The sequence below is a fragment of the Kibdelosporangium aridum genome, from assembly GCF_900176515.1.
Classification (GTDB): domain Bacteria; phylum Actinomycetota; class Actinomycetes; order Mycobacteriales; family Pseudonocardiaceae; genus Kibdelosporangium; species Kibdelosporangium aridum.
This window is the reverse complement of record NZ_FWXV01000012.1, coordinates 439435-452163: the sequence shown is the minus strand read 5'-3', so window position 1 is coordinate 452163 and position 12729 is coordinate 439435. Positions and strand designations below refer to the sequence as shown.

Annotated in this window: 12 protein-coding genes and 1 pseudogene; 5 read left to right on the top strand and 8 right to left on the bottom strand. The window is 66.7% G+C overall.

Going from position 1 to position 12729, the window contains the following annotated elements:
- Positions 1-312: 312 nt before the first annotated feature.
- The 5 genes from B9C43_RS57170 to B9C43_RS47045 form a co-directional block, all read right to left on the bottom strand.
- A complete protein-coding gene (locus tag B9C43_RS57170; RefSeq protein ID WP_327225001.1) occupies positions 313-570 on the bottom strand; it encodes an 8-oxoguanine DNA glycosylase OGG fold protein in 258 nt (85 codons plus the stop codon).
- Positions 571-820: 250 nt separating this feature from the next.
- Positions 821-1594 carry a serine hydrolase gene (locus B9C43_RS47060; RefSeq protein WP_084433807.1) on the bottom strand — a complete coding sequence of 258 codons (774 nt, stop codon included), beginning with the start codon at positions 1592-1594 and terminating at the stop codon, positions 821-823.
- 89 nt (positions 1595-1683) lie between these two features.
- Entirely contained in the window at positions 1684-2574 is an 891-nt protein-coding gene (locus B9C43_RS47055; RefSeq protein WP_084433806.1) for a CPBP family intramembrane glutamic endopeptidase, read from the bottom strand.
- Positions 2575-2703: 129 nt separating this feature from the next.
- Positions 2704-2991 (bottom strand): hypothetical protein, encoded by a 288-nt coding sequence (locus tag B9C43_RS47050; RefSeq protein ID WP_084433805.1) that lies wholly within the window; start codon positions 2989-2991, stop codon positions 2704-2706.
- 600 nt (positions 2992-3591) lie between these two features.
- Positions 3592-4149 (bottom strand): TetR/AcrR family transcriptional regulator, encoded by a 558-nt coding sequence (locus B9C43_RS47045; RefSeq protein WP_084433804.1) that lies wholly within the window; start codon positions 4147-4149, stop codon positions 3592-3594.
- An 831-nt stretch (positions 4150-4980) separates the two neighbouring features.
- On the opposite strand from B9C43_RS47045, the gene B9C43_RS47035 reads away from it, so the two are divergent.
- The gene (locus tag B9C43_RS47035; protein WP_033390108.1) at positions 4981-5652 is read left to right on the top strand and encodes a VOC family protein; all 672 of its coding nucleotides are present in this window, start codon (positions 4981-4983) and stop codon (positions 5650-5652) included.
- A 310-nt stretch (positions 5653-5962) separates the two neighbouring features.
- Here B9C43_RS47035 and B9C43_RS47030 read toward each other — a convergent pair whose 3' ends face one another.
- Complete coding sequence (locus B9C43_RS47030) at positions 5963-6541, bottom strand: TetR/AcrR family transcriptional regulator (protein WP_084433803.1); 579 nt, start codon at positions 6539-6541, stop codon at positions 5963-5965.
- An 85-nt stretch (positions 6542-6626) separates the two neighbouring features.
- Here B9C43_RS47030 and B9C43_RS47025 point away from each other — a divergent pair, with 85 nt between their 5' ends.
- Positions 6627-7508 carry an SDR family oxidoreductase gene (locus tag B9C43_RS47025; RefSeq protein ID WP_084433802.1) on the top strand — a complete coding sequence of 294 codons (882 nt, stop codon included), beginning with the start codon at positions 6627-6629 and terminating at the stop codon, positions 7506-7508.
- A 238-nt stretch (positions 7509-7746) separates the two neighbouring features.
- On the opposite strand, the gene B9C43_RS47020 is transcribed toward B9C43_RS47025, so the two are convergent.
- Positions 7747-8793 (bottom strand): Lrp/AsnC family transcriptional regulator, encoded by a 1047-nt coding sequence (locus B9C43_RS47020; protein ID WP_084433801.1) that lies wholly within the window; start codon positions 8791-8793, stop codon positions 7747-7749.
- A gap of 173 nt (positions 8794-8966) precedes the next feature.
- Here B9C43_RS47020 and B9C43_RS47015 point away from each other — a divergent pair, with 173 nt between their 5' ends.
- The 3 genes and pseudogenes from B9C43_RS47015 to B9C43_RS60300 all read left to right on the top strand — a co-directional run.
- Positions 8967-9683 (top strand): SDR family NAD(P)-dependent oxidoreductase, encoded by a 717-nt coding sequence (locus B9C43_RS47015; RefSeq protein WP_084433800.1) that lies wholly within the window; start codon positions 8967-8969, stop codon positions 9681-9683.
- A gap of 147 nt (positions 9684-9830) precedes the next feature.
- Positions 9831-10805, top strand: coding sequence for an amidohydrolase family protein (locus tag B9C43_RS47010; RefSeq protein WP_084433799.1), 975 nt, complete (start codon positions 9831-9833; stop codon positions 10803-10805).
- Positions 10796-11020 (top strand): annotated as a pseudogene (locus tag B9C43_RS60300) (transposase); the annotation flags it as partial. The gene B9C43_RS47010 and the pseudogene B9C43_RS60300, both read left to right, overlap by 10 nt.
- Before the next feature lie 40 nt (positions 11021-11060).
- On the opposite strand, the gene B9C43_RS47000 reads toward B9C43_RS60300, so the two are convergent.
- The gene (locus tag B9C43_RS47000; RefSeq protein WP_160097226.1) at positions 11061-12494 is read right to left on the bottom strand and encodes a cytochrome P450; all 1434 of its coding nucleotides are present in this window, start codon (positions 12492-12494) and stop codon (positions 11061-11063) included.
- Positions 12495-12729: the final 235 nt, after the last annotated feature.

The window sequence follows — 12729 nt, the reverse complement described above, 5'->3', positions numbered from 1 at the left end:
ACAACAGCACCCGGCATAGCTGACCTCACCATTGTGCGTTCGCGCAGCGGGCCTGGTTCGCACAGCATTCACACCGGATTCCCGGTCTGCTGAGTTGGAACTTCGTGTACGAGTGCGTGTGAGGATGAGTCGCCGAGTTGCGGTTACACCCGACGATCGCGGAGCAGGCAAACCGCTGTCTAAGAGCCGAACCTTGGAGCTGTCGGACGGTGTGTCGAATGATGCCGCCAGACGGTGTTCGCTCGTCGCGTCCATGACAGCATGTCGGCTCGTGTCGCCTGGGTGTCGGTGGCTGCGGTGGCCACGACCCGGTCAAGGATGAGGCACGGGTGATCCCAGGGCGCCACCACCGGCGAAATACAGGAACTTCGTGAAGAACGACGGACCCAGCGACCGGATCTCGTTACGGCTACCGGCCGCAGCACCGCGTACGCCGGTCGGATCATGCTGGGACACCTCCACAGCCTCGGCAAGGAGCTTCTCCACGCGCGGCGAATCCACTGCAACGCTATCCAGCCGGCGCCCGTTCTGGCGCAAATATTTACCCGACCCCACGCCAAGGTTCGCCACAACAGAGTGAACACGTCATCACACGCCACGAAGCGGTCACACCGTCCGCGGGCCCTACATTCCTTGCGATAATGATCGCCACACTTTCGCAACGATCATAGGCATGCATGGGAAGAGGTTCTCGGGATGCCGCTTGAGCGGTACCTGTACGTCGGGCTGTTGTTGAACGTGGCCGCGTTGCAGAACTTGACCCACTCACTGTTGACTGCGGACCACCTAGTCCCGTTCCTCTCCCCAGTCGGGGGCGACATCACCCTGCAACTGGTTGACCGGCATTTCGCCGCAACTGCATGCCGCGATCGGCATCGAGTGGGATCAGCACGTCGTCGCGGTAGTGGACGAATTCGGTCCGCTCGACCTGCCCGCCCATCTCCTCGAAAATTCCCTTGGGAGTCTGCTCGATCCAGATTCGCTGATCGTTGTCCTGGCTGACGGTGAGGTCGAAAACCTGAGTCGAGTAGGTGCCGACGTAGCGCCCGGCGTCGATCCGCCGCGGCTGCGCGGGCGGGACCGGGAGCGCCGGCAGATCGACGTCGGTGAGCTCGCCGAGGATGTGGCCCACGACATCGCGGTAGAGCGAGACGATGTTGCCGCCGTTGGTCATGAGCGCGACCGCCAGCCCGGCCTCCGGCATCATCCGCAGGAACGCGCCTTGCCCGATGGTCGTGCCGTCGTGACCGATGATCGTCCCGGCCGGGTTATCGAACCGCTCGAAACCGAGACCCCACGATGTCCCCATGAAACCAAGCTCAGGCAGGTCGACCTCCCGATCGTGCATGCGGGCGGGGGTCCCCGGGGCCAGCACCCTGGTGCCGTCCGCGGCGCGGCCGTCCTCCAAGATGGCCGCGGCTCGAAACACGTCGATGTCGTCGCGACAGCGCCGCGCCCGGAGACGCTTATCCGTTGCTTGGCGCGGCGTCGCTAGCTTGCGGTCCCGGTCGGTGATCATCGCCGATGCGACTGTCTTCTTTGGACTATCGGCCGTTTCTGCCGCTGCGTCTTCACCGCCGGGAACCTTGTTCACGGCCGGGCCCCGGAATGCCCAGCTCCGCAGGCAAGTTCTCGGCAATGGTGAACGCCGAACCGCGTTCAGGCGCAGTGCGTATGTGTGGTTCATGCCTGCGTTGCGTTCGCGGAGAATCCCAGCTTGCCGCGAGTGGCGAGGATCACGATGACGGCGAGAAGACTGAGTCCGAGCGTCGGGCCCCAGAACCAGTCGGGGGGACCGCCGGGGAAGAACTGGGACCACGCGACCGATATGAAGTTGTTGACGTTCGCGTGCAGCACCATGATCAGCGGAACGCTTTGCCGGGCCTTGTTGAACACCAAGGTGATCACGAAGCTGATCGCCATCGTCAACAAGAAGAACCGGCCGATCGCTTCGGGGCCGGCGTCCGGGCCGCCCCAAGGCGTGAGGAACAACGGCAGGTGCCAGATCGTCCACAGGATCCCGAGGATCGTGGTCGCTACCATCGGCCGATGCCGTTGCTGCAAGCGAGTCAGCGCGAAGTCACGCCAGCCGGGTTCCTCGGCCAGACCGGTGGTGAAGAACTGGAGCACCAGCATCGGCACGTAGACCGCCAGCACCGACACCGACGGGATACGCAGGGCGTCTTCCGCGCCGTCCATCGCCAGCGTGCCCATGAAGATCGCAGCCGGCACACCGACCAGAGCCAGCACGTACCACCAGATCCCGGCGCGAACCTGGAACAACCGCCTGCGCCAGCGACGCAGTCCGTCACGCCCTTCAGTGATGGCGGTGACCGTGAAGGCCGCGGCCAGTGGGCCGAGGTACGCACCGGGCAGGATCGCGGTCAACTGATTGCTGATGAGAAAGTCCGAATACCGGAAGTGCAGGATGCCGAACCCGTCCAGCGACAGGATGTACGGCGTCCAGACAAGCCAGCTGATGCCCATGGCGAGGGTGAAGAACGACGTCAGCGGATAGCGGAGAACCAGTGCCTGCCAGCGGTTTCGCTGTGCGACGGTAGGTGTCGAAGTCATGCCGGAAACGTTAGGAATCGATCTTCCTGGAGTCATTGCAGCCCAAGGGCATCCTGAAGGTAGAGCGCACTCCACCATCCCTGGTCGACCTGGTTCCCCGGCGCGACGTTCTTGCCGGTCAGGTCTTTGTCACAGTGACCCGGGTATCGGGCGCCACCTGGTCGGGTAGTCGTCGCAGAACCAGGGAGTGATCCGGCGGTACGCGGCCGGGTTGATCGGGTTGAGCCAGTGCGCGGCCCGCACCCGCTTCGGGATGTTGACGCCGAGGTCACCCAGCACCTCGTCGACGTTGTGCATCAAGGGAAAGATCTTCGTGCCCCTGCGGTAGAGCATGAAGTTCCCACGCTCGTTGAACAGCCGCGACTGTACGTCACCGGGCAGGAAGGGCACGCCCTGGACAAGTCCGGTCGCGCACACGACGAGGTCCGCGGGGAGCTCGGTGTCGTCGTCCAGTTCGGCGAAAGGCTTGCCATCACGGGAAAGAGCCGTGTGATGGTCCGATCCCGCCGCACGACAATGCTTCCGTCTGCCACGCCGGAGTAGAAGCCCTCAGTGGACAGTGTCGTCCGGACACGAGAAGAGCGTGCTCGGTGACCTGTCACCACGGTCGCCCGCAGCCAGGGATCGGTGATGTGTTCCATCAGCTGTTCCCGTTGTGGTAGCCAGCACAGGAAAACGTACCCCGGGGCGCGGGTGCCGTGTGCGCCCGCTGATCATCGTGGCTGGATTCCGCCAAGCACAGCCGGTTCCAGTCGCCACCGCCGGGACAGGCCGTCGTGGGTACTCGGAGCAGGTGCGACGGACCAACCTCCCCGGACGGCACACGGCATCTCCTCGCTGCGGTGCACTGCGATCCCGGGTGACGCGGCACCCGTCGTGTCGCGAAGGCTGCTCCGGCACCCGATCTCGGTCGCCACGTAGGCGGCTGAGATCTCCTCGTGGCTACCGCGCCGGAGTCGGTCAGCGCGGCTAACCTGCGCAAGGCGGAATCCCGAACCGTGCGCCGCACGGCGGACATCAGACGGCGTGCCCGCGCAATCCGGCGAGTGCCGCGTCAAGGATCGGCTGACGGTATTCCGGAGTGCCGGGGATCTTGGCGATGGCCATCACGAGGTCGAGGATCTGGTCGAGGTCAAGGTCGCCGGCGATCTGGTGTGCGTCCTGGGCGGCGGACAGCAGTGGCTCGCCGGCGGCAAGCATCCGGCTCCGGCTCTGGAAGACGGGATCGGTGGTGTCGGTGTGCTCGAGCAGCCCGAGGACGATCGGCCGCTTGGTGCTGACGTACTGGAAGAACCGGCGCAGCCAGGTCATGAGTCGCTCCTCCGGGCTGCCACCCTCGACTGTCGCGGCGGCGGCGCAGACCTCGTCGACCTCATTGACGAGGAGTGCCTCCAGGAGTTCGTGGCGGGTCGCGAAGTTGCGGTAGAGGGTAGCCGAGCCGACCCCGGATCTCCGGGCGATCTCGGCCATCGAGGTCTCGGCTCCGGTGGCGGCGAACGCGGTGCGAGCCGCGTCTAGGATCCGCTGGCGGTTGCGAGCCGCGTCGGCCCTCTTCGAGGGCGGATGGTTAGTCATGTGAACGTCTTTGCGTAAGTGGGCAAGGTCTCCGTATAGTGATGTGGGCACCCTCTCCGTTTCCTCTGGGGACTCTACCGAACCTGTACAAGGATCCGCCATGACCACAGCACACACCCGGGCCGGCCGCAGCCGGCCCATCACGTCCCGTTCCATCGCCGGATGGTGCCGACGATCTGTTGTCTCGGCGTGGGTGTGACCGGCATCGACATCTCCATCGTCAACAGGGCGCTCCTGTCGATAAGCAAGGACCTGCGCGACTCGGCCAGCAGCCTCCAGTGAACGGTCGACGCCTACTCCCTGGTCCTGGCCTGCCTGCTCGTGCTGTCCAGCTCCATGGCCGACCGCTTCGACCGCAAGCGGATCTTCCAACTCGGGTTGGCGCTGAACCAAAGCCGCCGTCCGCAACGGCCAGCACCTCGCCACTACACCGATCCCCGGATCCCAGGGCCACCCTCTGCCCGGTCGATCCGCAAACCCCGCCAGCATCTCACTGGAGAATCCGGAGGTCGGCAGGCAGTGGATCCGCAAGGGCGACGGGCTGATCGCCGCGGACAACGAGGCGAACCGCGACCCGTCTCCGTTCCCCGAACCGGACCGGCTCACGTGACCCGCAAGGCGCGCCACCACATCGCATTCGGCTACAGAGTGCCCAGTGTCTCGGCCAGGCGCTCGCGCGGGTCGAACCGCAAATGGTCTACCGCACGCCCTACCGGCGGATCCCGACGCTACGGCTCGCGGTTCCGCTGAACGAGGTCAAGTCCAAGCACGACACGATCGTCTACGGGCGCACGAACTCCCCGTGACGTGGTGAACCCGGAAAGGATCGACATGTTTCATCTTGATCACCTCTGCCTCGGCGTCCGCGACTTGAACGACGGCGTCCGCCGGGTGCGGGAGGAGACCGGACTCGCCCACTACGACGGTGGCGCCTTCGCCGCCAGCATCGCGAATACGATCTTCCCGCTCGGCGGGGACGCCTACCTGGAGGTCGAGGCGGTGATGGCCACCGCGGACAAACGGGACGAGGGGGTCGCCTGGTTCGACCAGGCCGTCGCGGCCGGCGACCGGTGGATGTTCTGGAGTCTGCGCGCCGACACCCTCGAGGAGATGACCGACGTCGCGCAGCGGCTCGGCGGCGAGGTGGCGCGGCGCCCGGGACGCACCCAGCCTGACGGCACCCAGCGCATCATCACCACCGCGCCCGGCCCCGGCCGCGCGCTCGACACATGCTGGCGCCGAGGGCTGCCGAACTGGTTCTACCGGGAGGACCCGGCCACCAATCCGGATCGTGGGGCGGCGGAGCATGGTGAGCGCGGGGTGGCCGTGACCCGGCTGGAGATCAGCGCTGACGCCGGGGAACTGCGGGAGCATATCGGTGCCGAGACCTTCGACCGGCTGCCGCTGGAGATCGTGCCCGGCCGGCCGGGCGTGCACGCGGTCACGGTGCGTACCGCGGCCGGGCGCCAGGTGACGCTGCGCAGGGACCCGGCCGACCTGTAGAGCCGTCGGGGACTACCTCACCAAGGGCTCCTGGCGTTTCCAAGCACATCGATCTCGGTCTCGCCACGCCTGGCTGCGCCCGATCAACAAGTACGAACGCGACGCGCACCCGTAGCGACCCGCTCGGCAGCGTGTCGATGCTGCCGTGAGGACAGGACCGCTTCGTATGCTGATCGAACTAAATGGACACTGATAGGCACGCTGCGGTTACAGTCCATCGGTGGGCTGAGAGTGCCTTCCGGCATCAGCACGGGCCGAACAGTTGGGGAGTGACTCGGCAGGTAGCGGACGAGCGGGTGAGGTTGTCCGGTCAGCCCAGCGATGCGCTCGCGGCGCGCAGCTCGTCGAGGGCCTTCAGGAGGTAGACGGCGAACCCGTCCTCGGGGGCACGGTCGCCTTCGGACCATTCGGCGTACCCCCGCTTGAAGGCGAGGACGCCGAGCTCACTGGCGAGGGCGGCGGTCGGATCAGGCACGCCGCGGGCGACCAGGGCAGCGGTCATGGCGGCCGCGAGGCTGACGCTCTTGAGGGCGTCGCGCTCCTGAAGTTCGGCGCTGGCGGCGACGGCCGCCTTCAGCCGCGGGGCGATCTCCCGGCTCATCGGGCCCATCGCGGTCGAAGCGCGCTCCAGACCGGCGGCGACCGCCTCGAGTGGGCTGGCGTCGGCGGGCGCCTCGGCGATGCCCTCGGTCAGCAGCTGGCTCAGCGTCTCCTGCCCAGCCACCAGCAGCTCGCGTTTGTCGGGGAAGTGCCGGAAGAAGGTGCTCTTGGTGACTCCGGCGCGCTCGGCGATCTGCGCGACCGTCGTGGCGTCGTAGCCCTGCTCGGTGAACAGGTCGACGGCCGCCATGACGAGGCGTTCGCGCGCGCCCGGCTCCCATCGGCCCATAGGGCCATCATATGTGATGGGACTCTTGTCCCATCACTCTGATACGGTGATGGGACAAGAGTCCCATCACTCGCGGGAGAGTTCCATGCGCGTCTTCATCACCGGCGGCACCGGTCTGATCGGGTCCGCCGTCGTCGCCGAGCTTCTCGGCAACGGCCACACCGTCCTCGCACTCGCCCGCTCCGACGCCTCCGCGCAGGCGGCCTCGGCGGCCGGCGCCGAGCCGATCCGGGGAGGTCTGGCCGATCTGGACGTCCTGCGCGCCGGCGCCGCCCGGGCTGACGGGGTGATCCACCTGGCCTTCGCCAACGACTTCAGCAGCCCCGAAGCCCTCGCGGACGCGGTCGCCGAGGAAAGCGCCGGCCTCGCCGCCCTCGGCGAGGCACTCGTCGGCAGCGACCGCCCCTTCGTCGCCTGCTCGGGCACCCCCGCAGTGCCGGGCCGGGCCTCCACCGAGGCCGACTCGATTCCGACCGAGGGGCCGGTCGGTGGTCGCGGTCGTGCGGTCGCGGGAGTCCTGGGCCTGGCCTCGCGCGGCGTCCGGAGCTCGGCCGTCCGCCTGCCGCGGACCGTCCACAATGAGGGCACGGGCGGGTTCGCCGGTGTGTTGACCGGGATCGCGCGTCAGAGCGGAGTGTCGGGCTACCCGGGCGACGGCACGCAGCGCTGGCCGGCCGTGCATGCCCTCGACGCCGCGGTCCTGTTCCGGCTCGCCCTGGAGCAGGCGCAAGCCGGCACCTCCTGGCATGCCGTGGGCGACGAGGGCGACCAGGTGCGTGACATCGCCGCGGTCATCGGCCGGCGGTTGGGCCTGCCCGTCGAGTCCGTGCCGGTGGAGACCTACGGCCCCCTCGGCGTCATCTTCGCGGCCGACCAGCCCTCGTCCAGCACCCACACCCGGCAGGCGCTGGGCTGGGAGCCGAAACACCCGAGCCTGCTGGAGGACCTGGAGAACATCCAACCCTGACCGGCAGCCCGGAACATGGCGGGGTGGCCCGCTGCCGCCGAAGCCGGTGGAACACTTGTCGTCACCGCCGCGGCGGCTGCGGTCGGCTCGGTCGCGGCCCAGATCGCGCCCCATTCTCCGACTGGTTTCACTACGACGTGGGCAGCTGGTGATGAAGATCGTCGAGTGGGAAGGCGAGTGGCGCGAATTGGTGTGCAGAACGGGCGGCAGGAGTGGGGCCCACCGGGCCTGCCTCCAGTCACGCTCGAGTATGTGGTGGCTCGACGAGGCGATCGCCAGACAGCAGCGTGCCGGCTTGCTTGACGTGCCGCAGCACAGGTGAGACCTCCATACTCTGCAGCCCGGCCAAGGACCCGAGGCGATCGGAGGTGAATTCGAATAGTTCGTCGAGGTCTCGGCAGTGTGCGACGGCGTGGATGTTGTGGGGCCCGGAGACGGCCGCGGCGAAGGCGATCTCGGGTTCCTGTGCGAGCGTGCGTCCGGCGTTCTTCACCGCCGACGGATGCACGCGCAGCCACAGGTTCGCCCGAGCGTGATATCCCAAAGCGGCTGCGGCGATCTCGACGTCGATGTGGACGACGCGGCACAAGAGCAAGGCGTGCAGGCGGCGTGATACACGCCCTGGAGTAGAGTCCGCTGCGGCGGCGAGGTCGACGAGACTGGCGCGACCGTCTGTGGCGAGCGTGTTGAGAATCTTCTCGTCTCCCGCTGTGAGACGCACGGGATCGCGAGTGACAACCGGAGATTCAGTGAACGGGACACCGTCGCTGCCGAGCATGGCTTCCTGCTCCGGGGTCAGCGTGCCGTGCAGGGCGGCCCAGTAGTGGCCGCGGCCGCCGATGAATTGACGAAGCATGGCGAAGGCGTTGATGTCGAGCACCGCGGCGGTGCGCGGAAGTCGTCGACCGAGCAGGTCTTCGCGCTGTTCTTGAGTCCGCGACTGGATCGCGCACGTGATTTCACAGCCGGCTGCACTCAGGGCTACCCAGTTGACATCCTCGCGTTTGGCGAGTGCGTCGGCGATCGCTTCGACGCTGCCGGGGCGGCAGCGGAGTCGCACTAGCCACCTGCTCTGTGCCAGCGCTCCCGGGTTGACCACGCCGGCGACGCGGATGACGCCATCAGCCCGCAGACGCCGATACCGGCGGTTGACGGCGCTTTCGGTGAGGCCGAGCGCGACCGCTATCGAGGCGAAGGAAGCTCGCGGAGCGATCTGCAGTGCACGAATGATTCGCACATCATCGGGTTGGACAGCGACGGACTCGGACATTGATGCGCCTGTCATGAGGGGAATCCTACAGACGGGCCCTCTCGGCTCGCCCCGACGACAGCACGGCGGACAGACTTGCGACGCACAGAAGAAGAGCCACAGCAGCATCACCGGCCGACGCCGCGCCAAGGTCTCGGTGACGGATACACGACGTGAGCTCACCACGTAAAGAACGGAGATGAGGCTGGATGTCATCGACTGTCACGGGCCAGAACACGCCTACCGCTCTCATCATCGGGGCCTCGCGCGGTCTCGGTCACGCGATGGTGGCCGAATTCCTCCACAGGGGTTGGAACGTCATCGGCACGGTCCGTGACACCGCTGCCCAGACACCCCTGCACGATCTCGCGGACCGAGCCGGCGGGCGCGTCACCGTCGAGCATCTCGACATCAACGAGCCCAACCACCTGGCGCCCCTGCACGAGCGGCTCGCGCAACGCCGACTCGACCTGCTCTTCGTCAACGCGGGCACCACGAACAACGAGCAGACGCCGATCGGCGCGGTTCCGACAGCCGCCTTCGTCGAGGTGATGCTCACCAACGCTCTCAGCCCCATGCGCGTCATCGAAGCGCTCGAAGATCTCGTGTCCCCCACCGGACTCATCGGAGCGATGTCGTCCGGGCAAGGCAGCATCACGAACAACACGACCGCGGGCCGCGAGGTCTACCGGGGAAGCAAAGCGGCCTTGAACATGTTCATGCGCAGCTTCGCGACCCGGCAGGCCGAGACGCAGCGCGCCTTTGTCCTCATGGCGCCCGGCTGGATTCGCACCGAGCTCGGAGGGCCGGACGCACCGTTCACCATTGAGGAGAGCGTCCCGCTGTTGGTGGACGTCCTGCTGTCCAAGTTGGGCACTCCCGGTCTGGCGTACCTGGACCGCTCGGGTCAGACCGTGCCCTGGTAAGCCCTGCCAACCGACCATTGTGGAAAGCCCGACGACCATCGGGCCGCAGGCGACCTCATCTGACGAAATGTCCTGGCCCTGCTCGTTACTCGTCGTCTCGTCTCGCCTGGTGCGGCCAGCCCGCAGGAAATAGCAAGAATAAGGACAATGCCTCTCATCGCTGTCGAAGAACACTGGATCATGCCGGACTTGACGTCCGCCCTTCGCGCTATGCCGCACCGCGACGAAAGCCTCATCTTCAACGAGGTAGGCGACAATCTGGAACGTTTGGAGGACCTGGGGGCCGGCCGCATCGCGGCCATGGACGCTCAGGGCATCGACGTGTCGGTACTCGCCCTGACGCCGCCGGGAGCCCAGCCGCTGCCGCCCAAGAAGGCCTTGGCGCTGAGCCGCGCCGCGAACGACGTGGCCGCGGCGGCCGTCGCCCGGAATCCGGCCCGATTCCGTTCGTTGTCCACGCTGCCCATGTCGTCGCCAAAGGACGTTGCGGGCGAGCTTGAACGAGCCGCGGACATGGGGCACGTGGGCACCATGGTCTACGGCCGATCAGGAGACCTGTTCCTCGACGACCTCGCCTATGACGACTTCTTCTCCGCTGCGGTGGCACTGGGCCAGCCCGTGTTCATCCATCCTCAACTGCCATCGCCGGCCGTTCGTGACGCGTCCTACCGCGGCTTCGATCCCATGACCGATCTCGCCCTGGCCACCTTCGGCTGGGGATGGCACCTGGACGCCGGGACCACGGCACTGCGGCTGATCCTACGGGGCACCTTCGACCGGCATCCCGACCTCCAGATCGTGCTCGGCCACTGGGGAGAGATGCTGCTGTTCTGGTCGGACCGGGCCAACAGTCTTTCTCGCGTCGCCGGCTTGCCACGACCGATATCGGATTACATCCGGTCGAACTTCTTCATCACCACCTCCGGCATGCTCAACCCGGCGCTGCTGCACCACGCCCTGTCAGTGACCACGATCGACCGGTTGATCTTCTCCACCGATTACCCCTTCCAACACCCGGCCAACGAGGACATCAAATCCTTCCTGGGGCACTTTTCCTCCGATACGGCCCGCGAGAAATTCTCCTCGGCCAACGCGGCATCGTTGTACGGCATCGACATCTAATACGGGGCCGGATGCCCCTGGTCGCTCAAGGAAGATGCCCACCGGTTCATGCTGTCGACGAGCGTGCGCCCGTCGATGATTTCGCATTGCGCCGCCGACACCGTTATGTCAGCGTGGTGATCGACGCTGACTCCTATCAGCGCGTCGATGTGTTGCCAGACCGCAAGTCCGACGCTCTCGCCGGGTGGTTGCGTGAGCATCCCGGTGTGGAGATCGGGCTGATCACCTGCGAGCCGCTGCCTTGCAGACGTCCGGTCACGGAAGATTCGGTTGCAGCCGCACCCCAAGATTTGTGGGGAAGACCGCGAATGTCACCCGTTCCCCAACAGGTCCAGCCGACGTGTCGGGTCCGATGGTGAAGGCCTGACAGGTCATCGCTGCGATCAGCGTGGCCTCCATGAGTGCCAGGTTGCGGCCAGGGCAGAACCGTGGTCCGCCGCCAAACGGCAGGTACGGTTGGGATGTCGCTCGCGCGGTCCCGTCGGTCAGCCACCGCTGGGGGCGAAACGACTGCGGGTCGGGAAATTGGCGCGTGTCGTCGTCGGAGCCGTGGGACAGGAGCAGAAAGATCGGCGTGCCGGCACCGATGTGGAGCCGGTCGAGCCCGTCGGTGACTGTGGTGTCGACCACGGGTTCCAGGACGATGTACGGGGTCGGCGGGCGCAGCCGGATCGCTTCGTTGACCACCGCCTCGGCGTAGCGCAGCCGCGACAGCACCGGCGGCTCGGTAATCGACCCGCCGGGACCGAGGACTTCGTCAGCCTCTGCGCGAACCTGGCGTTGCACGTCGGGATGCGCAGCGAGGAAGTGCATGACCCACGATGCGGCGGCAGCGGTGGTGTCCTCCCCGGCGACGATCATGGTCAGCACATTGCCGACCACGTCGTCGTCGTTGACCAGCTCGTCGCCGTCCACCTCGGCTTTGGCCAAAGCGCTCAAGAAGTCGGTCGGCGCATCTCCCCTGACCATGCGCCTTTTCGCCTCCGCGTACCGATCCAAGATGAGAGTCCGCGCCCCGGCGACGGCTGCGTCCGCGCGCCGATCGGCTGGCAGCCGGACATACCTCCAATACGGCACCGGACTGCTCAGCCTGCGGCCCAATGCCTCGAACAGCTGCGACAGTTGCCGGTGCAGACCGTCCTCCCCAGCTCCACTTGTGGCGCCGAGGTCGTAGTTCATGGTGAGCCCGACCGACACCTCCAGCGTGTAGCGGAGCATGTCGTCCACAACATCGATCCTGGACCCCGCAGACGCATTCCACCGGTTCCGCAGCCGTTCGGCTGACCGAGTGATCGTGGCGAACGATTCTCCTAGGTACTTCGCGTTCAGGCCGTGCATCGCAACCCGGCGCAGGCGCTGCCAGTCCTGCCCCTCGGCGTTGAACAACCCGTGGGCGCCCAACTCGTCGATCAGATCGGACACGAAGCTCGCCCGCCGGAAGGTGGTCGGCCGTTGCCGCAGTACCGTGTCCATGATGTCGGGCGCGGACGTGACAACGACGTCGCGGCCCGGAAAGCGCATCCGGTACGTCGAACCGTAACGCTCGCGCCACCCGGCCAGCGTTCGGTGCGGCGTGCCACCCCGTACAAAGGCCGGAAGGTTACCGAGGACTGGCAGCGGTCGCGGTCCGCCGAGGTCGGCGACTGACCGGTGCACCGATGCGGGCTTGGACGTGGCGTGAGCATCCATCAAGTCAACACCTTCGGTCTCGGCCAAGGTCTGGCGGAATTTGGTGCTCGATCCGACTTCCCGCGTCAGGACCGAACGTACGCCATCCCGGAGCGCTGGTGGGCAGGGTTGAGCACCGGTGAGCACCGGTGAGCACCGCAGGACATGGACACCGGGCACTCGCGCGAAGCACGATCGGGACCAATGAGTGAGAACGCTTCCACCGGTTCTGTCATCCCAGTGCCGTAGCCACGCT